22 protein-coding genes are annotated in these 25,645 nt (G+C 46.1%); 4 read left to right on the top strand and 18 right to left on the bottom strand.

Going from position 1 to position 25,645, the window contains the following annotated elements; translation table 11 throughout:
- Positions 1–89 precede the first annotated feature (89 nt).
- The 8 genes from VOA_RS11105 to leuS all read right to left on the bottom strand — a co-directional run bounded on the left by VOA_RS11105 (position 90) and on the right by leuS (position 9,182).
- On the bottom strand, positions 90–881 hold the full coding sequence (locus tag VOA_RS11105) for a septal ring lytic transglycosylase RlpA family protein (protein WP_032468178.1): 792 nt from the start codon (positions 879–881) through the stop codon (positions 90–92).
- Positions 881–2,002, bottom strand: coding sequence for a peptidoglycan glycosyltransferase MrdB (gene mrdB / locus VOA_RS11110; protein ID WP_000781444.1), 1,122 nt, complete (start codon positions 2,000–2,002; stop codon positions 881–883). Before mrdB ends, VOA_RS11105 begins: the two co-directional genes overlap by 1 nt.
- Positions 1,999–3,915, bottom strand: a complete 1,917-nt coding sequence (mrdA, locus tag VOA_RS11115) for a penicillin-binding protein 2 (protein WP_000945983.1) — start codon at positions 3,913–3,915, stop codon at positions 1,999–2,001. The genes mrdB and mrdA overlap by 4 nt, the downstream gene beginning before the upstream one ends.
- Positions 3,916–3,921: 6 nt before the next feature.
- On the bottom strand, positions 3,922–4,392 hold the full coding sequence (gene rlmH, locus VOA_RS11120; RefSeq protein WP_000701620.1) for a 23S rRNA (pseudouridine(1915)-N(3))-methyltransferase RlmH: 471 nt from the start codon (positions 4,390–4,392) through the stop codon (positions 3,922–3,924).
- Between the two features lie 2 nt (positions 4,393–4,394).
- The gene (gene rsfS / locus VOA_RS11125) at positions 4,395–4,712 is read right to left on the bottom strand and encodes a ribosome silencing factor (protein WP_001161142.1); all 318 of its coding nucleotides are present in this window, start codon (positions 4,710–4,712) and stop codon (positions 4,395–4,397) included.
- A gap of 68 nt (positions 4,713–4,780) precedes the next feature.
- On the bottom strand, positions 4,781–5,809 hold the full coding sequence (gene holA, locus VOA_RS11130) for a DNA polymerase III subunit delta (RefSeq protein WP_001241937.1): 1,029 nt from the start codon (positions 5,807–5,809) through the stop codon (positions 4,781–4,783).
- Between the two features lie 5 nt (positions 5,810–5,814).
- Complete coding sequence (locus tag VOA_RS11135) at positions 5,815–6,429, bottom strand: LPS-assembly lipoprotein LptE (RefSeq protein WP_001246456.1); 615 nt, start codon at positions 6,427–6,429, stop codon at positions 5,815–5,817.
- A 176-nt stretch (positions 6,430–6,605) separates the two neighbouring features.
- Positions 6,606–9,182, bottom strand: coding sequence for a leucine--tRNA ligase (gene leuS / locus VOA_RS11140; protein ID WP_001153974.1), 2,577 nt, complete (start codon positions 9,180–9,182; stop codon positions 6,606–6,608).
- A 255-nt stretch (positions 9,183–9,437) separates the two neighbouring features.
- On the opposite strand from leuS, the gene VOA_RS11145 reads away from it, so the two are divergent.
- On the top strand, positions 9,438–9,908 hold the full coding sequence (locus VOA_RS11145; protein ID WP_001125926.1) for a zinc ribbon-containing protein: 471 nt from the start codon (positions 9,438–9,440) through the stop codon (positions 9,906–9,908).
- A 44-nt stretch (positions 9,909–9,952) separates the two neighbouring features.
- On the opposite strand, the gene lnt is transcribed toward VOA_RS11145, so the two are convergent.
- From lnt to miaB, 5 genes are all read right to left on the bottom strand, one after another.
- Positions 9,953–11,470 (bottom strand): apolipoprotein N-acyltransferase, encoded by a 1,518-nt coding sequence (lnt, locus tag VOA_RS11150; RefSeq protein ID WP_000854371.1) that lies wholly within the window; start codon positions 11,468–11,470, stop codon positions 9,953–9,955.
- Positions 11,471–11,511: 41 nt separating this feature from the next.
- Positions 11,512–12,387 (bottom strand): CNNM family magnesium/cobalt transport protein CorC, encoded by an 876-nt coding sequence (gene corC / locus VOA_RS11155; protein ID WP_001001298.1) that lies wholly within the window; start codon positions 12,385–12,387, stop codon positions 11,512–11,514.
- A gap of 69 nt (positions 12,388–12,456) precedes the next feature.
- Entirely contained in the window at positions 12,457–12,921 is a 465-nt protein-coding gene (gene ybeY / locus VOA_RS11160; protein ID WP_000021214.1) for an rRNA maturation RNase YbeY, read from the bottom strand.
- On the bottom strand, positions 12,918–14,021 hold the full coding sequence (locus VOA_RS11165; protein ID WP_000066201.1) for a PhoH family protein: 1,104 nt from the start codon (positions 14,019–14,021) through the stop codon (positions 12,918–12,920). The genes ybeY and VOA_RS11165 overlap by 4 nt, the downstream gene beginning before the upstream one ends.
- Before the next feature lie 67 nt (positions 14,022–14,088).
- Positions 14,089–15,513, bottom strand: coding sequence for a tRNA (N6-isopentenyl adenosine(37)-C2)-methylthiotransferase MiaB (gene miaB / locus VOA_RS11170; RefSeq protein ID WP_000038551.1), 1,425 nt, complete (start codon positions 15,511–15,513; stop codon positions 14,089–14,091).
- 253 nt (positions 15,514–15,766) lie between these two features.
- Here miaB and VOA_RS11175 point away from each other — a divergent pair, with 253 nt between their 5' ends.
- Positions 15,767–16,933, top strand: coding sequence for a 2-octaprenyl-3-methyl-6-methoxy-1,4-benzoquinol hydroxylase (locus tag VOA_RS11175; RefSeq protein ID WP_000097705.1), 1,167 nt, complete (start codon positions 15,767–15,769; stop codon positions 16,931–16,933).
- A 99-nt stretch (positions 16,934–17,032) separates the two neighbouring features.
- Here VOA_RS11175 and crr read toward each other — a convergent pair whose 3' ends face one another.
- The 5 genes from crr to cysZ all read right to left on the bottom strand — a co-directional run bounded on the left by crr (position 17,033) and on the right by cysZ (position 21,906).
- On the bottom strand, positions 17,033–17,542 hold the full coding sequence (crr, locus tag VOA_RS11180) for a PTS glucose transporter subunit IIA (protein ID WP_000522237.1): 510 nt from the start codon (positions 17,540–17,542) through the stop codon (positions 17,033–17,035).
- Between the two features lie 108 nt (positions 17,543–17,650).
- Positions 17,651–19,372, bottom strand: a complete 1,722-nt coding sequence (gene ptsI, locus VOA_RS11185; RefSeq protein WP_000623162.1) for a phosphoenolpyruvate-protein phosphotransferase PtsI — start codon at positions 19,370–19,372, stop codon at positions 17,651–17,653.
- 134 nt (positions 19,373–19,506) lie between these two features.
- Entirely contained in the window at positions 19,507–19,764 is a 258-nt protein-coding gene (locus VOA_RS11190) for an HPr family phosphocarrier protein (RefSeq protein WP_000273061.1), read from the bottom strand.
- Between the two features lie 296 nt (positions 19,765–20,060).
- Positions 20,061–21,029 (bottom strand): cysteine synthase A, encoded by a 969-nt coding sequence (gene cysK / locus VOA_RS11195; protein WP_000036915.1) that lies wholly within the window; start codon positions 21,027–21,029, stop codon positions 20,061–20,063.
- Positions 21,030–21,153: 124 nt separating this feature from the next.
- A complete protein-coding gene (gene cysZ, locus VOA_RS11200; RefSeq protein ID WP_001167401.1) occupies positions 21,154–21,906 on the bottom strand; it encodes a sulfate transporter CysZ in 753 nt (250 codons plus the stop codon).
- 229 nt (positions 21,907–22,135) lie between these two features.
- Between cysZ and zipA the strand changes: the two genes are divergently transcribed.
- Both zipA and ligA read left to right on the top strand, forming a co-directional pair.
- The gene (zipA, locus tag VOA_RS11205) at positions 22,136–22,987 is read left to right on the top strand and encodes a cell division protein ZipA (RefSeq protein WP_001157050.1); all 852 of its coding nucleotides are present in this window, start codon (positions 22,136–22,138) and stop codon (positions 22,985–22,987) included.
- Positions 22,988–23,127: 140 nt separating this feature from the next.
- Positions 23,128–25,137 (top strand): NAD-dependent DNA ligase LigA, encoded by a 2,010-nt coding sequence (gene ligA / locus VOA_RS11210; protein ID WP_000072960.1) that lies wholly within the window; start codon positions 23,128–23,130, stop codon positions 25,135–25,137.
- Positions 25,138–25,645 lie beyond the last annotated feature (508 nt).

The following is a 25,645-nucleotide window of genomic DNA, read 5'->3' as shown; positions in this document are numbered from 1 at the left end:
TGAATGCTTAGTTCTACTTAAGTGTCCGTAATCTTAACAAAAATAACGTCTCAAACCAGACCTGATATGCTCGGGTCAGGTTTGAGTGGTCATTGAGTTTGTTTATTAATCGCTTTAATAAACGCGCTGTCGTAGCCTGCGGATTTTACTTGTTCAAGTAAGGTCTGCGTCAGGTCATCGTCAGTAAATGGGCCGAGATACAGGCGATGCGTACTATTTGTACTTTCTACGAAGCTCGGCGCCGATAAACTCTGACCTAAGTTTTGCGCCAAAGTTCGCACACGTTCAATATGTTGTGATGAAACCACCTGAATGACGTATTCCAGTGCATTGCTTTTGCTTTTTGGGCGCGGTTTAGCGGGTTTATCGACAGTGATCACTTCGATACGCACGTTGGCTGTACCGGCTTGAACAACACCGATTTTGTAGGCTGCCGCATAACTTAAGTCGATAACGCGGCCTTCATGGAATGGTCCACGATCATTAACGCGCACAATGGTCGATTTACCATTGTCGGTATTGATCACTTTGACATAGCTTGGAATGGGCAATGTTTTATGTGCAGCAGTCATTGAATACATGTCATAAATCTCGCCATTAGACGTGAGATGACCATGAAATTTTTTTCCATACCAAGAGGCTTTACCCACTTCGCTAAAGCCCTTGGGGTTTTTAATGATACGGTAACTCTGCCCACGTAATGTGTAGTCTTTATTACCCCCGAAGCTGTAAGGCTCGTATTGAGGATGAGCATCCTCAATATGTTCAACAGACAACGGTGTGTCTGGCGCTTGATCATCGGGCATATCATAACGCCCTCCCGAAGAACTACACCCCGCGAGGATTAAAGTGAGCAATATGTATAAATAAATTCGGTTCATTAAATCGTCTTCGAAAACGCTTTGCGATGCGTATGGATGGACATCAAAATACCGAAACCGGCCATCAGAGTCACCATTGACGTTCCGCCATAGCTAATCAGAGGCAGTGGTACCCCCACTACCGGTAAAATACCGCTTACCATGCCGATGTTTACGAATACATAAACAAAGAAGCTGAGTACGATACTGCCCGCCATCATTCGCCCAAAAGAGGTTTGTGCATGGCTGGCAAGGTAAAGTCCACGACCAATAATAAACAAATAAAGGCTCAGAAGGACCAAAATCCCGATCATACCCCATTCTTCGGCAATCACTGCAAAGATAAAGTCAGTATGTCGTTCGGGAAGGAATTCTAATTGAGATTGAGTTCCATGCAGCCAGCCTTTACCTGATAAGCCACCTGAACCAATCGCAATTTTACTTTGAATAATGTGATAGCCAGCGCCAAGGGGATCCGATTCAGGGTCGAACAGCGTGCGCACCCGTGTTTTCTGGTATTCGTGCATCAAGAAAAACCACAGCACAGGAACAAATGCGCCCACCGCGACTGCTGCTGCAGTGATGAGCTTCCAACTAATACCCGCCAAAAAAATCACAAAAATTCCCGATGCTGCAATCAAGATCGAAGTACCGAGATCCGGCTGTTTTGCGATCAAAATTGTTGGGGCAAACACCATGATGAGCGAGGCAGCTAAGGTTTTGAATGAAGGGGGAAGGGCGTGTTTACCTATGTAACGAGCCACCATTAAAGGTACTGCGAGTTTGAGTAATTCTGAGGGTTGGAAGCGAACGAAACCGAGATCTAACCAGCGTTGAGCGCCCTTAGATATCTCACCAAACAGCAATACACACACTAACAAAATCACACCGCAGAAGAACAATATTGGTGCGGCACTTTCATAAGTGCGAGGTGGAATTTGCGCCAAAATTACCATGATGACAAGAGCCATTGCCATACGCATAGCTTGACGATCCATCATAGCAAGGCTTTGCCCGCTTGCGCTGTACATGACAACGAGGCCAAACCCCATTAGTGCCAGTACGCCTAACAATAGAGGAAGGTCGATATGAAAACGCTCAAACAGCGCCCGGTTTTGCCCGGTTGCAGGATCCATTTTCATGGTTGTACTACCTCTTCTTTTGGTTCTGCTTTTGGCTCTTCTTCTTTTTTGCCCAACACCACGTGATCAAAAATTTGCCGTACAACAGGCGCACCATTACTGGAACCTCCGCCACCGTTTTCCAGTACAAATGTGACGATCACTTTAGGATCTTTCACGGGTGCAAAGCCAGTAAATAGGGCGTGGTCATGTAAGTGCTCTGCTAATTCACTCGCGTTGTATTTCTGACCTTCCGCTAATCCAAATACCTGTGCTGTGCCGGATTTACCTGCGGTTTCGTAAGTCATATTTTGGAAAGCGCGTCTTGCTGTACCTCTTGGGCCGTGATTCACCAGATACATGCCTTGGATTGCCATATCCCAATATTTCTTAGGTACACCTTCTATTGGAGGATAAGTGGTGTAAGCCGTCTCTTTTTGGGTTGAAAACTGTTCGCCGTTATCAATGGTGGCACGCAACAAATGAGGTGCAATTACTTTTCCGTGATTGACCAACACTGAAGTCGCTTTAGCTATTTGCATCGGTGTGGCAGTCCAATAACCTTGACCAATCCCCACTGGAATGGTGTCGCCTTGATACCAAGGCACTTTGTGACGAGCCATTTTCCATTCTCGCGTCGGCATGTTTGCTTTACTTTCTTCGTAAATGTCGATGCCAGTGAGATCGCCAAAACCGAAACGCATCATCCAGCTTGAGAGTTTATCAATCCCCATGTCATAGGCGATTTGATAGAAGAAGGTATCCACGGACTCTTCTAGGGATTTAATAATATCCACGCGGCCATGTCCCCAGCGTAGCCAGTCGCGAAATGGGCGAGTATCTGTGTTTGGGATGCGCCAATAACCAGGGTCGTTGCGGGTAGTATTAGGAGTAATCACACCATCTTGTAGGGCTGAAACGGCAATAAAAGGTTTAACGGTAGAACCTGGTGGATAAATACCGAGCGTGGTTCGATTGACCAACGGGCGACGTTTGTCATTCAGCAAATCACTATAATCTTTACCTGAAATACCATGTACGAAGGCATTAGGATCGTAGCTTGGACTAGACACCATCGCGAGAACACCATTGTCTTTCGGGTCGAGGGCGACTACCGAACCACGACGACCTTCCAATAGCTTATAGGCATAGAGTTGAAGTTCGATATCGAGGTTAAGCACAATGTCTTTACCCGGAATAGGGGGAACGTATTTGAGAGTGCGGATCACTCGTCCACGGCTGTTCACTTCAACTTCTTGATAACCTGCGGTTCCGTGCAGAAGATCTTCGTAGTAGCGCTCAATACCTAACTTGCCAATATCCCGCGTGGCTTGGTAATTGGCCTTTTTATCTTCGCGATCGAGACGCTCTAAATCTTTGTCATTAATCCTTGATACATAGCCAATGACGTGGGTTAACACTTCACCGTATGGGTAATAGCGTTTTAGGTTAGCGGTAACAGAAACACCGGGGAATTTATGTTGATTAACTGAAAATTTGGCCACTTCTTCATCAGTAAGCTGGGTGAGTAGAGGGACCGAATTAAAACGACGAGTTTGTTTACGCTCTTTTTCAAATGCCGCGATCTTTTCTGGGCTGATCTCCAAAATTTGTTGTAAGCGCGTAATGGTTTCTTCCATATTCGACACTTTTTCAGGGATCACTTCCAAGTTAAAGACGGGGCGGTTTTCGGCAAGCAGTACCCCATTGCGATCAAAAATCAGTCCGCGGTTCGGTGCGATGGGAACGACTTTGATACGGTTATCATTGGAACGGGTTTTGTAATCTTGATACTGATTAATCTGAATATTGTATAAGTTAGTGACCAGCAGCCCCATGCAGATCAAAATCGCGAAAAAAGAGACGATAGCGCGATTACGAAACAGGTGAGTTTCGGCTTGATGGTCACGGATGGGGGTGTGCTGGCGTAACATGACACTCTATTCTCGATGATAGGGGTGGTTGGTGGTAATACTCCAAGCGCGGTATAAGCTTTCGGCCATCACCACTCTCACTAAAGGGTGAGGTAAGGTTAGTGGAGAAAGCGACCAGCTTTGATCTGCGGCGGCTTTACAAGCGGGAGCCAAGCCTTCAGGTCCGCCAATAAGAATGGAGACATCTCTTCCATCGAGTTTCCAACTTTCCAATTGGACTGCGAGCTCTTCGGTATCCCAACGTTTGCCTGGAATATCTAAGGTGACGATTCGGTTGCCTTTTGGTACAGCAGCCAACATAGCTTCGCCCTCTTTTTGCAAGATGCGCGCAATATCAGCATTTTTACCGCGTTTTCCCGCAGTAATTTCTACCAACTCCAGTGGCATATCATGCGGAAAACGGCGGCGGTACTCTTGAAAGCCTTCTTCAACCCATTTAGGCATTTTGGTGCCGACAGCGATCAGTTGAATCTTCACACTTAACCCCAGAGTTTTTCCAGTTGGTATAGCTCACGCGGTGCTTCTTGCATTACATGCAGCATCACGGTACCCATATCTAGAACCACCCATTCACCTTCATTTTCTCCGTTCATACCGAGCGGCTGCAGGCCGGATTGTTTGGCTTCATTCGCCACATGCTCTGCAATAGAGGCAACGTGTCTTTTCGAGGTGCCGGTACAGACAATCATATAATCGGTAACACTGGATTTGCCTTGAACATCAAGTGTAACGATATCGACCGCCTTCATATCATCGGCTTTGTCGGAAAGAAAGTCTTTGAGTGCTTCACCTTGCAAAAGAATGTCCTCTGAATGTCATCAATAAAAAATAGCTTTCGCTTAAAACGGCGCAGTATATCACGCTTTTACTGTAGCAACGGTAGGTTTGCCTGGGGATTGCAGCATTCGAGGCTTAGTTGCTGCAAGATTGGCCAAACTGGTTGTTCATATTGCGTTTTTGCCAGTAATTCGGCTTTGGCCAATAGCCCAACGAGCCGAAACAGTGTTGTACTCGGTAAGCGCTGTAAGGCGGCAGAGTAGAGTGGTCTTCGATTCTGCCAGACACGATAGCGTTCAAAAAGACTCCCCAAATTACCCAGCTTTTGGCGCTCTTGTTGCCATTTAAGCAGTTGAGTGAGCTCTTTTTGTGCGGTGCGGATCAGAATAATCGGCTCACTCTCTTCGAGCATGAGCTGGCGCAAAATACGCTGAGCACGGTTGGCTTTGCCTTCTAATAGCGCATCCATCCAGTGATAAGGCGTGAAATGGTTATGGCGGCTCAGCGACTCTTCCAAGCGCACTAAAGTCAGTAGACCATCGGGGTAGAGTAACGCTAATTTTTCGAGACTCTGCGCTAATGCAAAGAGATTACCTTCATGCCACTGCGCCAACATTTGTACCGCTTCGGCATCCGGTTTTAAACCGAGGGCAAAACAGCGCTGTTGAACAAACTGAGGTAAACGGCTCAATTCTGGCGTGAGGCAGTTAACCCAACAGGCTTGCTGCGCAAGCGTTTTAAACCAAGCTGCGTTCTCTTGCGCCTTAGTCAGTTTGGGGCCAATCACCAGCAAGAGAATATCTTGATGCAGTTGGCTTGCGAGTGAGCTTAATTCTTTTGTTGTTTGTGCATTGATACCTGCTTCAGGAATCTCAATCTCAATTAATTGACGAGACGAAAACAGACTCAGCGCCTGACAACAGTCATACACTGAACCCCAATCGAGTCCTGCATCCGCGCTAAATCGATGTTTCTCCAAAAAACCTTGTGCTTGCGCCGTTTTTTCGATGGCGTTTTTGGCTTCTTGGATCAGCAATGGCTCATTACCGAATACGAGGTAAATCGGATAGAGCGTTTTGTGCAGTGATTCAGCCAGTTTTTCAGCGTAAAGGCGCATCGAAACTACTCACCTTTGTCTTGTGCTGAAACCTCTGCAGGACGTTCTTGAGTATCGATTTGGTAATCGGTCACTCCATCGTTTTCAATACTTTCATCATCCAAGGTTTTGCGTTCAAAGTCGGCTTTGAGACGAGCCATTTGGCGTACTATTTGAGTCGCTGCCAGTTTGCGCATTTCATCCTCAATCATGTCGCGCTCGACAGATTTCGCTAGTGCAGTCAGTGGGTTGTCTAAGTAACTGCGTGTTACGCTAGTGGTAAACGTGCGGCTGCCTAGCTTAGGCACGGTGACTCGATAAGAGGCTCGAAAAGTAAGTTCTTTTTCTGCGGCACGCGTATTCTGATAAAGCGATAAAGTGCGCTCGCCAGTGCTTTCACTTAAGAGATGCAGATTGGGCAGATTTTCAGCTGGAGCTTGCAGATCAATTTTATTGAGACGTAACTGACGATGCACCATGCGAGTAAAGCTACTGTATTGGTCATAACTGGTCAGAGACATACTCGAGAGCTCTTGTGGGATACTGTAATCTCCGCGTAAGTGGAAGCCACAAGCCGTGAGTAAGCTTGTCATCAGAACCAAGAGTGACCATTTCAAAGTAGGGAAAAGAGTGTTACGCATGGATGCTTCAGTCTCGTTATTAGGCAAAATACTTATCTCAGCTCACCAAGAGCGAAAGCTTGCTGTGCGATAAGCTGAGATAAGTAAACAGGGCGAACCCTGTTTACTGACATTAAAATAAGCCATCAGTTCAGCGAGTGTTCTCATGGCTTAGTGACTCATCGATAAAATGTGAGTTAGTTGGCAACGATGTTCAGCAATTTGCCTGGTACGTAAATAACTTTACGCACGGTCAGACCATCAATGAACTTCAGCACGTTTTCATCTTGCATACCGAGCGCTTCAACCTGTTGTTGAGTCGCATCGGCCGCGACAGTGAGTTTACCGCGCAGTTTACCGTTGACTTGCAGCACGATCAGCTTTTCATCTTCGACCAGTGCTGCTGCATCGTAAGTTGGCCAGTTAGCCGTATCGATGTTGCTTTCACCCAGCGCTACCCACATTTCAAAACAGATGTGCGGAGTGATTGGGTAAAGCATAAGGGTGATGGCTTTCAGTGCTTCATCGAGAATCGCGCGATCTTGCGCTTCCGTCATTGGCGCTTTCGTCAGCTTGTTCATCAGCTCCATGATCGCCGCAATCGCCGTGTTGAAAGTTTGGCGACGTGCTACGTCATCGGTCACTTTAGCGATGGTTTTGTGCACATCACGACGCAGTGCTTTTTGGTCTGCATTCAGTGCAGATGCCTCCAGTGCGGGTGCTTGGCCAAGCTCAGTGTGCTCACGGACCAGTTTCCATACACGACGTAGGAAGCGGTTTGCACCTTCAACGCCGGATTCTTGCCATTCCAGTGTCATGTCTGCTGGTGAAGCAAACATCATGAACAGACGTACTGTGTCAGCACCGTACTTATCGACCATCTCTTGTGGGTCGATGCCGTTGTTTTTCGACTTAGACATTTTAATCATGCCTGAGTGTTCAACTTGGCGACCAGTGGTGTCCACTGCAGAAACAATGCGGCCTTTGCCATCACGTTCTACTTTCACTTCCGTTGGCGACACCCACTCTTTGCCACCTTTGTCATTGGTGTAGTAGAAGGCATCAGCCAGTACCATGCCTTGGCATAGCAGCTTTTTGAATGGCTCATCACTCTTCACATAATCCGCATCACGCAGCAGTTTGTGGAAGAAACGTGAATAGAGCAGGTGCATACACGCGTGTTCAATACCACCGATATATTGATCAACTGGCAGCCAGTAGTTGGCTTTCTCTGGATCTAAAATGTCATCCGCTTGTGGTGAACAGTAACGCGCGTAGTACCATGAAGACTCCATAAAGGTGTCGAAGGTATCGGTTTCACGCAGTGCTGGTTCACCGTTAAAGGTGGTTTTTGCCCACTCTTTATCAGCTTTGATTGGGCTAGTTACGCCATCCATCACCACATCTTCTGGCAGGATAACTGGCAGTTGGTCTGCTGGTACTGGGTGTACTTGACCATCTTCAGTGGTCACCATAGGGATTGGAGCACCCCAGTAACGCTGACGAGATACGCCCCAGTCACGCAGGCGGAAGTTAACGGTTTTCTTACCTTTGCCTTCTGCTTCTAATTTCGCAGCAATTGCATTAAAGGCAGCTTGGAAATCCAAACCATCAAATTCGCCAGAAGCGAAAAGAACACCTTTTTCAGTGTAAGCCGCTTCAGACACATCCAGCTCGCTGCCATCGGCAGGCTTAATCACTGGGATGATGTCGAGGCCATATTTGGTCGCGAATTCAAAGTCACGTTGGTCGTGCGCAGGCACGGCCATTACCGCACCAGTACCGTAATCCATCAACACGAAGTTGGCGATGTAGATAGGCACTTCACGACCGTTCAAAGGATGGATAGCCGTTAGGCCAGTCGCCATGCCTTTCTTTTCCATGGTCGCGATTTCAGCTTCTGCAACCTTGGTGTTTTTACATTCATCGATGAACGCGGCGAGTGCGGGGTTATTCGCTGCCGCTTTTGTCGCCAGAGGGTGACCAGCGGCGATGCCCACATAAGTCACACCCATCAAAGTGTCCGGACGTGTGGTGTACACTTCAAGATCGGTGTTTTCACCTTTTACGGCAAATTTCAGTTCCACACCTTCAGAGCGACCAATCCAGTTGCGTTGCATGGTCTTGACCATTTCAGGCCAACCATCGAGGTTATCCAGATCATCAAGTAGCTCTTGTGCGTAGGCGGTGATCTTAATAAACCACTGTGGGATCTCTTTTTGCTCAACCGGAGTGTCACAACGCCAGCAGCAGCCATCTTCCACTTGCTCGTTCGCCAGAACCGTTTGGTCGTTTGGACACCAGTTGACTGATGAGGTTTTTTTGTACACTAAGCCTTTTTCAAACAGCTTAGTGAAAAATTCTTGTTCCCAGCGGTAGTACTCAGGGCGACAAGTGGCAAATTCACGATTCCAGTCATAACCAAAGCCCAGTAGCTTGAGCTGGTTTTTCATGTATTCGATGTTTTCGTAAGTCCAAGGTGCAGGCGCAGTATTGTTTTTTACCGCGGCGTTTTCTGCAGGCAGACCAAACGCATCCCAACCGATAGGTTGCATAACGTTTTTGCCTTGCAGACGTTGGAAACGAGAGACTACATCACCGATGGTGTAGTTACGCACGTGGCCCATATGCAGTCGGCCACTTGGGTATGGGAACATAGAAAGACAGTAGAATTTTTCTTTGTTTGGGTCTTCACTTACAACAAAGGTTTTGTTGTTGTCCCAGTGCTGTTGAACTTTGTGTTCAATATCTTGCGGGTTGTATTGATCTTGCATCGATGACATCCATCTTGGAATTTGTGAGTTCAGTAGGAACGAAGTCTTTCGGTTCGGCATAGAATACAGAAAGCAGGGGTTTACAACAATAGCTATACCCTTCCTACTTGAAGCTGCAGCGGTGTTGGCTGCGTTTACTCACCCCAATCACATAGTTGATCTATGCTCATGGGGATGAACGCACTTGCCGCCTACCTGCAACTTCAAGTCGTTTGGGTATTATCCGGCAGCCATCAGGCTTGAGAGAGGTGAGAGATGCCAAAACAGAAAGCAAGTTATGAAGCCTTACTGGAAGAGGTAGTAGAAACGCTCAAACACAGCTCGAATGGGGTCAATGAGATCGTTGAATCCTCTGCGAAATACGTGGATGCCGCGAATGATTTGACCAAGGATGAGCTTGCGCTGATCTCCGCTTATGTAAAAGCTGATCTTAAAGAGTTCTCACAAAGCTTCGAGCAGAGCAAAAGCGGCCCGTTTTATCTGATGATCGCCAATTCAATCTGGCAGGGGTTACTGGATATTACCGATCGCACCAAAGTCGAGTGGGTAGAACTGTTTGCCGATTTAGAACACCAAGGTTTGTATCAAGCAGGTGAAATGATTGGTCTGGGCGTTTTGGTGTGTGATCAATGTGGTCATAAAACGGAGTTTAACCATCCAACAGAAATAGAGCCTTGCATCCAATGTGGCGGAAAAGCGTTTAGCCGCCAACCTCTCAAACCCTAGTTGGAATAAAAAACGGGAAGATGAACTTCCCGTTTTGCTTTCGCTTATTTTGTTCGGCGTTGTCGCCAGAAAGCAAAAACAAGCGCTAAACCTACCCAAATATAGAGTGGAGCCGTGCCCCATTGGTAGTACGGGGTGCTACCACGAGTGGGTGTCACGGTTGCTTTTAGCACTCCTGTTTCAAATTGTGGCAACTGAGCTACGATGCGCCCGCGTTCGTCAGTGATGGCGGTAACACCATTGTTGGTGGAGCGGATCAGCGGTTTGCCCAACTCTAGTGAGCGCATGCGTGCAATTTCCATGTGCTGCAACGGGCCAATTGAGCGACCAAACCAAGCGTCATTGGAAAGTGTCAGCAGGAAGTCGGTGTCTGGTGTCACATTATCACGCACTTGTTCATTGAAAATGATTTCGTAACAAAGTGCCGCTGCAAACGCGAAACCTTTAGCAATCAAGTTGGGCTGAATATAGGCACCTTGGCTGAAGGAGGACATCGGCAAATTAAAGAAAGGTGCCAATGGCCTTAAAATATCCTCAAAAGGCACAAATTCGCCAAAAGGCAGTAAGTGGTACTTATGGTAACGCTCGGTCGGATCATAACGATACTCGCTTTGAGGGGTATCTCCGAGTGTTAACACACTATTAAAGAACTGCTTATCTTCACTTTGATTAATAATGCCTGTGATCACTGCGCTCTGGTTCATCCGAGCTGCTGCATCGAGATTGTGCAGGAATGAAGAGATCTCATATTCAAAGGCTGGGATTGCCGCCTCAGGCCAAATGATGATATCGGCATTCCAATTTTCGCGGGTGAGGTCGGTGTATTTCATTATGGTTGGCCAGCGTTGGCTAGGCAGCCATTTCAACCCTTGCTCAATATTACCTTGTACCAAAGCCACAGTCGTTGCTCGCTCAGTTTGTGGCGTTACCCATTGCATCGCTTGTAGGCCATAACCTGTCGCATAAACGATGACCGGAATTACAGCAATCAACCAACGACGATTGAGCACGGCATAAGCCAAACTGCCTGCACTGAAAATGAGCAATAAAGTAATGAGTTCAACGCCGCCAATCGGGGCAAAGTTGGCGAGTGGACTATCCATTTGACTGTAGCCGAGCCAAAGCCAAGGAAAACCCGTCATCACCCAGCCGCGCAGCCAATCAGTAATTAGCCATAACGCGGGCGCAGCACATAGCCACTTGGTTCGTGAGTTATTAGGAAAGAAGCGGCTGAGTAACCAACCGAAAAGCCCCGGATAGAGTGCGAGATACCCCACCAGTAATGCCATCAAAAGCAGACTGATAATTTTAGGCATACCGCCAAACGTATCAATACTGACGTGTACCCAACTGATACCAAAAGCAAATTGACCAATTCCCCATGCGTAAGCAATCAAAGCTGATTGCTTTGTACTTTGTTGGTTTAAAAGAAGCAGTAGGATAAATGGGCTGATTAAGGCCAAAGGCCAAAATTGATATGGGGCAAAAGCCAGAGGGGTTATAACGCCAACAAAAGCGGCCGCAAGCGGCCGCATTAGGCGATGATGTAATAGAGTTTTCATCGTCTCTTTTCTTTTTCTCTTACTTGGTAAGAGGATGAGGGCTACTCTTCCGCGACTTGCGAAAGCGCTTCCAGATCGGGAACAGTAACTTGAAGAGCTACCACTCGGCGATTATCTGCCGCGGTCACTTTGAAGTTGTAGCCTGCAATGTCTACGACTTCCCCGCGTGCTGGTAAGTGGCCGAATGCCGTCATCACCAGTCCACCGACCGTATCCACTTCATCATCACTGAATTTTGTGCCGAAAGTGTGGTTAAAGTCTTCAATTGTGGCGAGCGCTTTCACCGAGAAGGTGTGTTTGCTCAGTTGGCGAATGTCTTTTTGCTCTTCGTCGTCGAATTCATCTTCGATATCGCCGACGATCTCTTCCAGAATATCTTCAATGGTGACTAGGCCAGAAACGCCGCCAAACTCATCCACCACAATCGCCATATGGTAACGTTCTTCACGGAATTCTTTGAGCAGACGGTCAACCCGCTTGCTTTCCGGAACCACGACCGCAGGACGGATCACTTCTTGGATATTGAATGGCGCACAGTTGGAGCCTAGATATTTGAGTAAGTCCTTCGCAAGTAGAATGCCTTCCACGTGGTCTTTATCTTCGCTGATCACTGGATAACGCGAGTGCTGCGCATCAGTCATGATGGCAACCAAAGCATCCAAGTTGTGAGTACGATCGATAGTGACCATTTGTGAGCGTGGGATCATGATATCGCGCACGCGCATTTCGGCGATTTCCATTACGCCCTCGAGCATGTCTCGGGTGTCATGGTCAATCAAGTCATTCACTTCAGAGTCGCGGATCACATCGACCAGCTCTTGGCGATCTTTCGGCTCTCCCTGAAAAAGTTGACTTAGGCGTTCAAAGAAGGACTTTCTACTCGGACCTTCCGAATTCTGAGAATTGTCTTCGTTCATTATGTCTCAATTCACTAACGCTATCAGATGTGTGATAGCTCACATAGGCCTTATCTAAAAGGATAAGGGTTACTCTTTTTCTGCCAGATATGGGTCAGTAAAGCCCATTTCTTGCATAATTTCGGTTTCAAGAGATTCCATCTCTTCTGCTTCATCATCCTCGATGTGGTCATAACCTAGCAGATGCAGACTACCATGTACAACCATATGCGCCCAATGTGCTTGCAAAGGCTTATTTTGCTCAATCGCTTCACGCTCAACGACTTGGCGGCAAATCACCAAGTCGCCAAGCAGATCCATTTCCATCCCCGGAGGAGCTTCAAATGGAAAAGACAGCACATTGGTCGGTTTATCTTTACCGCGATAATTTAAATTTAGCATATGGCTTTCCTTTTCATCCACAATGCGAATGGTCACTTCGGCTTGTGGCTGAAAAGGGGTGATTGTACGGGTTAACCACTGGGCAAAATCCGCTTCGGTTGGCAGTCCGTTTTCATTTTCGACTGCCAATTGCAAATCCAGTTCAATACTCATGACGGGTTAGGCTCGTTATTGTGGCCAAGTGCCATTTCAGTTCGTTGCATTTCGAGCAATTTGCTTTCACGCTCTTCACGACGGCGCTGTTCATACTCTTTACGCTCTTTTTGATCTTGTGCTTCCCACTTCTCATAAGCATTCACGATACGGGCAACCACAGGGTGGCGAACTACGTCGTCAGCTTGGAAGAAGTTAAAGCTGATTTCATCGACTTCATTGAGTACTTCAATCGCATGGCGCAGGCCTGACTTCGCACCACGTGGTAAATCGATTTGTGTGACGTCACCAGTAATCACGGCGCGAGAGTTAAAGCCAATCCGCGTCAGGAACATTTTCATCTGCTCGACAGTGGTGTTTTGGCTTTCGTCGAGAATAATAAACGCATCGTTCAGTGTGCGGCCGCGCATGTAAGCGAGCGGAGCTACTTCAATCACGTTACGCTCAATCAGTTTTTCTACGCGCTCAAAACCGAGCATTTCGAACAGAGCATCGTAAAGCGGGCGCAAGTAGGGATCGACTTTTTGGCTCAGATCGCCTGGTAGAAAGCCAAGTTTTTCTCCCGCTTCAACCGCAGGACGAGTGAGCAGAATGCGGCGAATTTCTTGGCGCTCAAGCGCATCCACCGCTGCTGCAACCGCAAGGTAAGTTTTACCTGTACCCGCAGGGCCAACACCAAAGGTGATGTCGTGCGTCACCATATTCATCAAGTATTGAGCTTGATTCGGTGTACGAGGTTTGATCACGCCTTTTTTGGTTTTGACAAACACTTCTTTGCCGTGGGCAATGCTGGATTCGCTGTGCTGTTCAAGAACGCCGGATTCTTTGATCGCAAGATGAATCTGCTCAGGTTCAATGTCGGCAATTTGGCCATGCACCGGAACAGTTTCAACATACAGTGTTTTGATAATATCGAGCGCAGCAGCGGCAGTATGGGCTTTACCCACAATGGTGAAGAAATTGCCACGGTAATTGATTTCGACTCCCAAGCGACGTTCTAGATGCTTGATGTTATCGTCGAAAGGGCCACATAAACTGGCGAGTCGGTGGTTATCGGAAGGTTCCAGATTAATTTCTAAGGTTATGATTTTATTGCTCAAATTTGCCTCTCAGTATGTCAATAAATGTCCGATTTTGACCGGACACTTATTGACAGTGTATACGAGATTAAGGAGTAAATGTAGCAACCCCAAGCTCATCCTCGCGGCGAGTCTTCGCTTTCATTTCTGATGGAGAGGTCGCAATACGCAGATTCATCTCTTGTTCGGTGCGTACCAATTCACCACGCAGTGAGTTGGCGAATACATCGACAATCTTAACATCAACAAACTGACCGATCAGTTCTGGTGAACCTTCGAAGTTAACCACGCGGTTATTTTCGGTACGTCCACGTAGCTCCATCAAATCTTTCTTCGATGGACCTTCAACTAAAATACGTTGTTCAGTGCCCAGCATCAGGCGTGAGTAACGCATGGCTTGACTGTTGATCTGCTGTTGCAGTTCGTACAGGCGCTCTTTCTTCACCTCTTCCGAAAGATCACATGGATAGTCGGCGGCTGGCGTGCCTGGGCGAGGAGAGAAGATAAAGCTAAAGCTCATATCGAAATCGACATCACGGATCAGCTTCATGGTGTCTTGGAAATCTTTGTCGGTTTCACCCGGGAAGCCAACGATAAAATCAGAGCTGATTTGAATATCAGGGCGAGCTTTACGCAGTTTACGGATGATCGACTTGTACTCAATGGCTGTGTGCGGACGTTTCATCATGGTCAGAATGCGATCGCTACCACTTTGCACTGGTAAGTGCAGGAAGCTTACTAATTCTGGGGTGTCTTCGTACACCGCAATAATGTCATCAGTAAATTCAAGTGGGTGGCTAGTGGTAAAGCGAATGCGATCGATACCGTCAATCGTTGCTACCAGACGCAGTAACTCAGCAAAAGAGCAAATCTCGCCATCGTGAGTTGCACCACGGTAAGCGTTCACGTTTTGGCCAAGTAGGTTTACCTCACGCACACCTTGTTCCGCAAGCTGAGCGATTTCGAACAGCACATCGTCCATTGGGCGGCTGACTTCTTCACCGCGAGTGTAAGGCACTACGCAGTAAGTACAGTATTTTGAGCAACCTTCCATGATAGAAACAAAGGCAGTAGGGCCTTCCGCACGTGGCTCTGGCAGGCGATCGAACTTCTCAATCTCAGGGAAAGAGATATCCATTACTGGCGCTTCGCTGATTTGCGATTGTTTAATCATTTCTGGTAGGCGGTGCAGCGTTTGTGGGCCAAAGATCACATCGACATAGGGCGCACGATCACGAATCGAATCGCCTTCTTGAGTCGCCACACAACCACCAACGCCGATTACTACACCGGGTTTTTTGTCTTTCAGGGTTTTCCAACGACCAAGTTGGTGGAACACTTTTTCCTGAGCTTTTTCACGGATCGAACAGGTGTTTAGGAGTAAAACGTCTGCTTCCTCGGGTATTTCTGTCAGCTCATAGCCGTTTGCAGCATTAAGCAGGTCAGCCATTTTTGATGAATCGTACTCGTTCATCTGGCAGCCCCAAGTTTTAATTAGCAGTTTCTTACTCATCACACTTTCGCTCGTTCAATAGTTCTTCAATCATTTGAGCTTTAGCTCACATTCTAGCCGCCCTCTCGGCGGTAAGCGGCGTATTGTACTGCTTTAAAAACCGACTGACTAGTAATTGGCGGAATTCTCTTGTAACCCTTGTTGTGATTGACTTTTTACCTTATTACAAGCAGGGTTTTAGCGTAAAAAATGTCGCAATATTTCCCTCACTCCGTACAATGCCGTTTAGATAAGATGCTTGATGGGAAAGGGTATGAGCAGCAATAAATTTGACATCCTGGTAGTCGGTGGCGGTATGGTTGGTGCTGCGGCTGCACTTGGCTTTGCACGTCAAGGACGCAAGGTTGCGGTGATTGATTCTGGTGAGCCGCAAACTTTTGAGCCTAATCAGCCTATGGATGTGCGTGTCTCCGCGATTTCGCAAACCTCGGTAGAACTGCTGGAAGAACTTGGAGCTTGGTCAAGTATTGTAGCCATGCGCGCTTGTCCGTATCGCCATTTAGAAACGTGGGAACACCCAGAATGTCGTACTCGTTTTTCCTGTGAGTCCTTGGATTTGCCACAATTAGGTTACATGGTGGAAAACCGAGTCATTCAATTAGCTTTGTGGCAGCAATTCGCAAATTACCCACAACTAACCTTGATGTGCCCGGAACAATTAGCTCAATTGGATGTGACCGAAAAGGGATGCTATGTCACTTTGCAATCGGGCGATGCCATTGAGTGTGATTGGGTGATCGGTGCGGATGGAGCGAATTCACATGTTCGTCAATTAGCGTATATCGGGGTCACGGCTTGGGATTATCGGCAGCACTGCATGTTAATTAATGTGCAAACTGAACAGATTCAGCAAGAAACTACTTGGCAGCAATTTTTCCCAACGGGGCCTCGCTCCTACTTGCCTTTGGGGGGGAATCAGGCGTCTTTGGTTTGGTATGATACTCCGCAGCGCATTCGAAAACTGGTCGCATTAAACCCTGAACAATTGCGTAGTGAAATTCTTCAGCACTTTCCTGTTGAGCTTGGGGATATAAAGGTGTTGCAGCAGGGCTCTTTCCCACTGACTCGACGTCACGCTCAGCAATATGTAAAAAATCGCTGTGTGCTAGTTGGTGATGCAGCACATACGATTAACCCGTTAGCAGGGCAGGGCGTGAATCTAGGTTTTAAAGATGTGGTAGTGCTGTTGGCGGAAACACAGGATCATGCGGTATTAAGTCAGACACTGTTTGAACGCTATGAGCGTCGTCGTCGTCCAGATAATCTGCTGATGCAAACGGGGATGGATCTGTTTTACAAAACCTTTAGCAACTCGTTCACGCCGGTTAGATTTGTGCGTAATGTTGCACTTGCTTTAGCCGAACGCTCTGGGCCGCTAAAAACGCAAGTGCTGCGTTACGCTCTCGGTTTTTCAAACTAACCGATCCCTATTTAGGGGGTATTGGCAATATCAAAAAGGCTAGGCCGTAAAAACAAAAAACGCTGCACTGGGCAGCGTTTTTTACATCACATAAGTCGATTACTTGGTAACGCGTAGGATTGGAGTTTCACCTACGTTTACAGAACCAGAAAGTTTGTTCAGCTCTTTGATTTCATCCATGTTAGAAATAACAACTGGAGTCAGAGTTGATTTTGCTTTCTCTTCTAGCAATGCTAAATCGAATTCGATAATAGTATCGCCGATTTTCACTGATTGACCTTCTTCAGCGATACGCTTGAAGCCTTCGCCTTTCAGTTCAACAGTGTCGATACCGAAGTGAACAAACAGCTCAACGCCGTCATCCGATTCGATAGAGAATGCGTGGTTAGTTTCGAAGATTTTACCGATAGTACCGTTAACAGGAGCTACCATCTTGTTACCAGCAGGCTTGATCGCGATACCGTCACCAACGATTTTTTCAGCGAACACAACATCTGGCACATCTTCGATGTTTACGATTTCACCAGAAAGAGGTGCGATAATGTCAATTGCACCAGCGTTAGCGCTGTCGTCAGAGACTAGCTTCTTAAGTTTATCAAACAGACCCATTGTGTCATGCTCCTAACGTTTTAGATTTGTTCTGTCGAAGTATAGTATACCAATCACCAGAGATAGACGACTATTTTCATCGCCTATCTCTTTGGTATCAACCAATAATTATGCTTTCGCTGCGATGAATTTTTCTACGCAAGCTTCGATTTCTGCAGCAGTTGGCAGAGACAGAGCTTCTTCAGCCATCGCTTTGATTTCCGCATAATTGGCGTTGCGGATCACTTTCTTCACTTTTGGAATCGAGATACCGCTCATTGAGAACTCATCCAGACCCATGCCAAGTAGGAGCAGAGTTGCACGCTCGTCACCCGCCAATTCACCACACATGCCAGTCCATTTACCTTCTGCATGAGAAGCATCAATCACTTGCTTGATCACAGTCAGAACAGCTGGAGAGAGTGGGTTATAGAGGTGAGAGATCATCTCGTTACCACGGTCTACTGCTAGGGTGTACTGAGTTAAATCGTTAGTGCCGATAGAGAAGAAAGACACTTCTTTCGCTAAGTGGTGCGCAATCGCTGCCGCTGCTGGAGTTTCTACCATCACACCGATTTCGATGTTTTCATCGAAAGCATGGCCTTCAGCACGCAGTTCTACTTTGTACTCTTCAATCGCTTTTTTCAGTTCACGAATTTCTTCTACTGAAATGATCATAGGGAACATTACGCGAAGTTTGCCGTGAGCAGAAGCACGCAGAATGCCACGTAGTTGATCACGCAGAATTCCACGGCGATCTAAGCTGATACGTACTGCACGCCAACCCAAGAATGGGTTCATCTCTTTTGGCAGATCCATATAAGGCAGATCTTTGTCGCCACCGATATCCATAGTACGGATAATCACGGCATGACCGCTCATCGCTTCGGCAACTTCTTTATAGGCCTGGTATTGCTCTTCTTCAGTTGGAAGAGCATCACGATCCATAAACAGGAATTCAGTACGGTACAGACCGACACCTTCACCACCGTTACGGATGATACCGTCACAGTCTTTCACTGTGCCGATGTTGCCACACACTTCAACGCGGTGACCATCTAAAGTTTCTGCAGGAAGATCCTTCAGCTTTGCCAGCTCTTCTTTTTCAGCAAGGAAAGCAGCTTTAACAGCTTTAGCTTCTTCAATTTGCGCTTCGGTTGGATTCACAATGATTTTGTTGTTCATTGAATCCAGAATCAACATGTCACCATTCTTCACTTTTTTGGTGATGTCGTTGGTACCCACGATGGCTGGTAGTTCTAGCGAACGAGCCATAATTGAAGTGTGAGAAGTACGGCCACCGATATCACAAGCAAAACCAAGAACATAGTTCAGGTTAATTTGCGCCGTTTCAGAAGGGGTCAAGTCATACGCAACTAAGACTACTTCTTGATCGATTTCGCTGAGCGAAACGATATGCATGCCTAGAGCATTTTTAACAAAACGTGTACCGATATCACGAATGTCGGTCGCACGTTCTTTTAGGTATTCATCGTCTAGTGACTCAAGCGCAGTGGCTTGCTCTTCGATAACGGTATGAATCGCATTATCGGCAGACATTTTGTCTTTCTTGATGAGGGCTAAAATCTCTTCTTCTAGCTCTTCATCTTCAAGCAACATGATATGGCCTTCAAAGATGGCTTCTTTTTCTTCACCAAAAGTTTCAAGTGCTTTTTGTTTGATCACTTCTAACTGCGCAGACGATTTATTACGCGCAGTGTAAAAGCGCTCAACTTCGGCTTCTACTTGATCGTCAGAAATGGTGTTTGTGTTTAGGACAATTTCATCTTCTTGAAGAAGTAATGCTTTACCAATCGCAATACCTGGAGATGCTAGAATGCCTGAAATCATAGCCTTACCTTAAACTGGTCAACTGTAAACGGGAGATTGGATAATTCGCTAACGGTAACGTGTAGCTTATTTCTCGGGTTATTTCCAACAAAGCCATTTTGCGTGAACAAAATGGCTTTGAAAGGAAGACCGGATTAGTGAAGTTGGTCCATCAGAGCAACTAGGTGTTCAACCGCTTCTTTGGCTTGAGGGCCTTCGGCAGAGATAGTCACGACAGTACCCTTTACCAGACCTAGCGTTTGAAGTTTGAATAGACTTTTTGCGCTTGCACTTTTACCGTTAGAAGTCACTGTGATGTCTGCATCAAAAGCTTTTGCTTCTTTTACAAACTGTGCTGCTGGACGAGTATGAAGGCCGTTTTCTGCTGTGATTTCTACTTGCTTCTCGTACATGTTTTATACCCCAATGAGTTTATTTTTTGTAAGTTTGTCAACCAGATTTAGCTTAACCGCATCAGCTGCTTTGTGCTAGCACTGTCACAGGCTTTTCGTGTCAGAACTAAGACTGGTCAAAATTTTCCAATTGCCTTTGCTATTTGTTGCAATTTAAGCAATTGAGCGTAAACCGTCGGCTTCTTTATTTTGAAGCTAAAAATAAAACATGCCGATATTACCAAAGGTGAGGCAAGGATCAACAAAAAAGCCCCTGACTGGGGCTTTTTTAAACGAAAAATTGATTTAACCACGTATTACTGTTGGTTTTCTTTTTCGGTAAAAATGCCAGCAAAAAGTGCTGTACTCAGGTAGCGCTCACCAGAGCTTGGTAAGATGGTGACAATTGTTTTGCCTTCAAATTCAGGTAGTTGAGCTATGCGATTGGCGGCTACTACCGCTGCGCCTGAAGAAATGCCCGCTAAAATGCCTTCTTCTTCCATTAGGCGACGAGCCATTTCAATAGCTTCTTCTGACGTAACACGTTCAACGCGGTCAATTAAGCTTAAATCTAAGTTTCCAGGAATAAATCCAGCCCCAATACCTTGAATTTTATGTGGTGCAGGTTTGATTTCTTCACCAGCTAACGCTTGGGTGATAACAGGAGATTCTACCGGCTCAACAGCAACAGAAAGGATTGCTTTCCCTTTTGTGCCTTTAATGTAGCGGCTAGTACCCGTTAATGTGCCACCAGTGCCGACACCTGCGACAAACACATCGATCTGGCCTTCAGTGGCTTCCCAAATCTCAGGTCCTGTCGTTTTTTCATGAATTTGTGGGTTAGCTGGGTTGTTAAACTGTTGCAGCAGCAGATATTTCTCTGGGTTACTTGCAACAATCTCTTCTGCTTTGGCAATGGCGCCTTTCATGCCTTTTGCCGCTTCGGTAAGCTCTAAATTTGCACCTAGAGCTTTTAGCAGCTTGCGACGCTCTAAACTCATTGATTCCGGCATTGTGAGGGTCAGCTTATAACCACGAGCTGCAGCAACGAAAGCTAAGGCAATCCCCGTATTTCCGCTAGTCGGTTCAACCAATTCAACTCCTGGTTTGAGTTTGCCTTGTTTTTCGGCTTCCCAAATCATATTGGCACCGATACGACATTTAACGCTGAAACTTGGGTTGCGAGATTCGACTTTGGCAAGCACTTTGCCTTGTGACACTTTATTTAGGCGAATTAGCGGGGTGTTCCCAATAGTTAGAGAGTTGTCTTCGTAGATTTTGCTCATGTTGATGTTCCTTCATTCGTTGCGCAGCGTGGATTTGTGCGTGAATACTTAGTGAATATGAGCAGAGAATAAGTTCATATTCACTAAGGGAAAAGGATTAAAAAGTTATAAGTTATGTGGATGGTTACCTGCGAACCGTTAAGTGTTGTGGCTTAAATTCCATCACCCACATTGCCGTTGCGCCACATACAGCAACAGGAAGGATAAACAGGTTTACAATAGGAATACTGGTAAAAAAGGCCACTAAAATACCGAAACTATACGCCTTGCTTTGATTTTGTTTCAAAGTATTACGCATGTCATGGAAAGTGACTTTGTGATTATCGAAAGGGTAATCACAATACTGCATCGCGAGCATCCAAGCCGTGAAGATGAACCAAGCGAGCGGACCGAGTGTTTGCCCAAGTGCAGGGATCAGTAACAAGATGAAAAGTCCGAGTGCTTTGGGGAGTACATAAAGTAGTTTTCGCCATTCTCGGCTCAGTATGCGTGGAACGTCCTTAACTAGGGCCCATACCCCTTCTTCACCAATTGGTTCACCCGATAAATGCTGTTCTACTTTTTCGGCAAGCAATCCATTGAAAGGGGATGCAATAAAGTTTGCTAACGTACTAAAAAAATAGGAAAAAGTGGCAAGTATAGTCAGGGAGAGTAAAGGCCAAAGCACATAACTGAGCCAAGATAAAAATGAGGGGAGTTGTCCTATCCAATCCGTAATCCAAGCATCTAAATGGCTGAATAGGTAGTACATAGCACTGCCGACTAGTACGATGTTAGCGAGAAGCGGAAGAACGACGAAGCGGCGTATACCGGGAGTTACCGCTAAACGCATGCCGTAAAAGAAATAACCGAACCCGGAACGTGAGCTGATCTGCATAAAAACAGTATTCTCCTTGATTAACTGGATGAAGATTGTACTTGATTGAAGATGAAGTGAAACGACGAAACTGCAAAAAACGCGTCATCTTTTCAACTTCTCACATTAAGTTGTTCTAAATTCAACGAGAGTTTTGGTAAAGTACCCTGACAAGTCAAAACCACACCCTGATAAACGTCCTGTCGGGCGCTAGAGCTCAGAACATCAAACGGGATACTGAGAGTTTAAGATGCAGGAATTGCGATTCGTATTGATAATTGTTGGCGCGTTGGCGATAGCAGCGCTGCTGTTTCATGGTCTGTGGACCAGCAAAAAAGAGGGGAAATCTAAGTTTGGAGATAAACCTCTACGCAAAATTGATGTTGAGAGTGATGAACCACCTTCACGAGCATTTGCGGCCGAGGATGATTTTGAAATCATTCGCAAGGAACGTAAAGAGCCGGATTTTGGCCTTCCAAACCAACAGCATGATCCTTTAATTGCCGATTTCACTGCTCAAAATGATTCTGATGAACAAGAGGAAGAATATGAGCAGCCTATGCAGCAAACAAAGAGTGTTCAGCCTGAAATGCCAAGAGCACAGTCAGTAATACAAAAGCCGATCGTTGAACCTGTTATGGATGCCGCTCCTATTGTCGAAGAAACAAAAGAAGAGCAATTGGATGTGATTGTGCTGAATGTTCATTGTTCTGGCAGTCAGCCTTTTATTGGCACTAAGCTATTTGATAGCATGCAACAAAATGGTTTGCTGTTTGGTGAAATGGATATTTTCCATCGCCATGCGGATCTGTCGGGAACAGGCAAAGTGCTGTTTAGTGTTGCTAATATGATGCAGCCAGGTACTTTAATGCATGATGATCCTGCGGATTTTTCAACGAAAGGTATCTCATTTTTTATGACTCTGCCCTGTTTTGGCGATCCAGAGCAAAACTTTAAGTTGATGCTTAAAACTGCTCAGCAAATTGCTGACGATCTTGGTGGTCATGTATTAGATGACGCACGTAATTTAATGACCCCGAATCGTTTGGATGCTTATCGTAAGCAAATTCAAGAGTTTAAGGCTCGTGCCGCACAATCATAAATGGCGTTTTTAGTGGCTCAATTTATCCTGTTCTGTTTACGCTTCAGGTAATAAGTTTTGGCTATGTTAGCCTAAGATATCCCTAGTTATACTAAAAGGCTCCGTAGCGGAGCCTTTTTTCATCATCCGAGAGAATTACTATGTCCAATGTCGAGCAACGATTAACCGAGCTAAGACAAACCTTGCATGAGCATGGAGTCCGTTATTACGTAGAAGATGCCCCAACGATTCCGGATGCGGAATATGATCGTTTAATGCGTGAGTTATTGGAGATAGAAGCGCAGCATCCTGAGTTGATCACACCGGATTCACCCAGTCTACGTGTGGGGGGGCGCCCACTTGATGGATTTGAGTCTGTCATCCATGAAATCCCGATGCTTTCTCTTGATAACGCGTTTGATGACGCTGAATTAGACAGTTTTTATCGCCGTATGACAGATCGCATTCCAGCCGTACAACAAAGTCATTTTTGTTGTGAGCCTAAGTTGGATGGTTTGGCCGTGAGCTTACTGTATGAGAATGGTGTGTTGACTCGTGCTGCAACTCGAGGTGATGGTGCTACAGGCGAAAATATCACAGAAAATGTACGTACGATTAAATCAATCCCCTTACGTCTGCAAGGCGTAGATTTTCCTGTGCGTCTTGAAGTCCGTGGTGAAGTTTTCATGCCTAAAGCTGGGTTTGAAGCGCTGAATGCGAGAGCGCTTCAAAAAGGTGAAAAGCAATTTGTTAACCCTCGTAATGCGGCGGCCGGAAGCTTGCGCCAATTAGACTCCAAAATTACGGCTCAGCGCCCACTTGCTTTTTATGCATACAGTGTCGGTGTTATCGAAGGCGGCCAGTTAACTACCAGTCATTATCAGCGATTTTTACAACTGAAAAACTGGGGATTGCCCATCTGCCCTGAAACCAAAGTCGTAACCTCTCTCGCCGATGTGAAATCTTTTTATCAAGATATCTTGCAGCGCCGCCAATCTTTGGTCTACGAAATTGATGGCGTTGTGATCAAGGTGGACGATACTCAATTGCAGGAGCGCTTGGGGTTTGTTGCTAGAGCACCGCGTTGGGCGATTGCCTATAAATTTCCAGCGCAAGAAGAGCTAACACTTCTCAATGATGTTGAGTTTCAAGTTGGTCGGACAGGTGCGATTACCCCTGTGGCGAAGTTGGAACCCGTCTTTGTCGGTGGGGTTACGGTGAGCAATGCTACATTACATAACGCCGATGAGATTGAACGCTTAGGCGTTATGGTTGGTGATACCGTAGTGGTGCGGCGTGCGGGAGATGTGATCCCACAAATCGTTTCGGTTGTGCTAGAGCGCCGCCAAGCCGATGCAAAACCAATTCGATTTCCTACTTGCTGCCCTGTATGCCAATCTGAAATTGAGCGAGTTGAAGGGGAAGCGGTTGCTAGATGTACTGGAGGATTAATTTGCCAAGCACAGCGTAAAGAAGCGCTGAAACACTTTGTTTCACGCAAAGCTATGGATGTGGAAGGCTTAGGGGATAAAGTGATTGAACAATTGGTCGATCGCGAAATGGTGAGTACCCCAGCGGATTTGTTCCGTTTAAGAGCGGGAGAATTGACCATTCTTGAGCGAATGGGACCCAAGTCAGCGCAGAACGTAATTGATGCCTTAAATAAAGCTAAACAGACTACTTTGCCAAGGTTTTTATATGCTCTGGGGATCCGTGAAGTAGGGGAAGCAACCGCTCTCAATTTGGCACAACATTTCTTAACGTTAGAGGCGATTGCTCAGGCAAGTATCGAGCAGTTGATTGAAGTTCCCGATGTCGGGGGTGTGGTTGCAAGCCATTTACATGCTTTCTTTGCTCAGCAACGTAACCAGCAAGTGATTGCAGAGTTGGTGGAATTAGGCATTACATGGCCTGTGTTAGCTGCTGTGCCCGTGGCGGTAGATTCGGCTTTAGCAGGTAAAATTGTCGTGTTAACAGGCAGTTTTACTCAACTATCCCGTAATGATGCAAAAGCAGCACTGCAAGCTTTAGGAGCAAAAGTTACGGGAAGCGTGTCAAAAAATACCGACATCGTTTTTGCAGGTGAAGCGGCTGGTTCAAAATTAACCAAGGCAGCTGAATTAGGGATACAGGTTTTAGATGAGCAAGCGCTGATCGAGTTTGTAAAGTAGCAATTTTCCAACAGTTGATGAGAGTATTCTGTTGCACCTATAGCAAATCAAGTTGAAATGGGTAAGTTATTTTGATTTTCATCTGTATATCGAAAATAAAATTGAACTAAAAGTCTCTAAATAGTCTAAACCTCAGTCTTATGCTGGGGTTTATTTTTTCCAAAAAACAACCTTGAAACTTTCGCTTTAACTCCCATATTTAATTAGTCTTAAAAGTCACTTCATACTTTTTTTATATTCGACATACTTCAAATAAATAATTAGTCGAAAAAATAAAACCGATAAAAATCAATTGATTATATTGGCGTCTTGTGCGGTTGCTTAATTATTGGATCTCGATCACTTACTCCCCAGAAGTTTGCCGTGGCTCATATTTTTTTAGATAAAAATTAAGTTCTGATTGATGTTTTCTGGGTGAGGGTTAGTCTACAGGCATGGATACACGGTCAGTGTGCCAACAACTAAGAGAATCGGTTTCGATACTCGAAAAGGAAATGACTTCTCCCTT

This window comes from Vibrio sp. RC586 (assembly GCF_000176715.1).
Taxonomy (GTDB): domain Bacteria; phylum Pseudomonadota; class Gammaproteobacteria; order Enterobacterales; family Vibrionaceae; genus Vibrio.
The sequence above is the reverse complement of the archived record's forward strand: the minus strand, read 5'-3'. Positions and strand labels throughout refer to the sequence as shown.

Excerpts from the sequence above, each read along its gene's own strand:
- holA (WP_001241937.1), bottom strand. The coding sequence starts at position 5,809 with ATGCGCCTTTACGCTGAAAAACTGGCTGAATCACTGCACAAAACGCTC.
- lnt (WP_000854371.1), bottom strand. The coding sequence starts at position 11,470 with ATGAAAACTCTATTACATCATCGCCTAATGCGGCCGCTTGCGGCCGCT.
- cysK (WP_000036915.1), bottom strand. The coding sequence starts at position 21,029 with ATGAGCAAAATCTACGAAGACAACTCTCTAACTATTGGGAACACCCCG.
- mrdB (WP_000781444.1), bottom strand. The coding sequence starts at position 2,002 with ATGAAAATGGATCCTGCAACCGGGCAAAACCGGGCGCTGTTTGAGCGT.
- mrdA (WP_000945983.1), bottom strand. The coding sequence starts at position 3,915 with ATGTTACGCCAGCACACCCCCATCCGTGACCATCAAGCCGAAACTCAC.
- crr (WP_000522237.1), bottom strand. The coding sequence starts at position 17,542 with ATGGGTCTGTTTGATAAACTTAAGAAGCTAGTCTCTGACGACAGCGCT.
- VOA_RS11105 (WP_032468178.1), bottom strand. The coding sequence starts at position 881 with ATGAACCGAATTTATTTATACATATTGCTCACTTTAATCCTCGCGGGG.
- ybeY (WP_000021214.1), bottom strand. The coding sequence starts at position 12,921 with ATGAGTATTGAACTGGATTTGCAATTGGCAGTCGAAAATGAAAACGGA.
- corC (WP_001001298.1), bottom strand. The coding sequence starts at position 12,387 with ATGAACGAAGACAATTCTCAGAATTCGGAAGGTCCGAGTAGAAAGTCC.
- miaB (WP_000038551.1), bottom strand. The coding sequence starts at position 15,513 with ATGAGTAAGAAACTGCTAATTAAAACTTGGGGCTGCCAGATGAACGAG.
- VOA_RS11175 (WP_000097705.1), top strand. The coding sequence starts at position 15,767 with ATGAGCAGCAATAAATTTGACATCCTGGTAGTCGGTGGCGGTATGGTT.
- leuS (WP_001153974.1), bottom strand. The coding sequence starts at position 9,182 with ATGCAAGATCAATACAACCCGCAAGATATTGAACACAAAGTTCAACAG.
- zipA (WP_001157050.1), top strand. The coding sequence starts at position 22,136 with ATGCAGGAATTGCGATTCGTATTGATAATTGTTGGCGCGTTGGCGATA.
- ligA (WP_000072960.1), top strand. The coding sequence starts at position 23,128 with ATGTCCAATGTCGAGCAACGATTAACCGAGCTAAGACAAACCTTGCAT.
- VOA_RS11145 (WP_001125926.1), top strand. The coding sequence starts at position 9,438 with ATGCCAAAACAGAAAGCAAGTTATGAAGCCTTACTGGAAGAGGTAGTA.
- VOA_RS11190 (WP_000273061.1), bottom strand. The coding sequence starts at position 19,764 with ATGTACGAGAAGCAAGTAGAAATCACAGCAGAAAACGGCCTTCATACT.
- cysZ (WP_001167401.1), bottom strand. The coding sequence starts at position 21,906 with ATGCAGATCAGCTCACGTTCCGGGTTCGGTTATTTCTTTTACGGCATG.
- VOA_RS11135 (WP_001246456.1), bottom strand. The coding sequence starts at position 6,429 with ATGCGTAACACTCTTTTCCCTACTTTGAAATGGTCACTCTTGGTTCTG.
- ptsI (WP_000623162.1), bottom strand. The coding sequence starts at position 19,372 with ATGATTTCAGGCATTCTAGCATCTCCAGGTATTGCGATTGGTAAAGCA.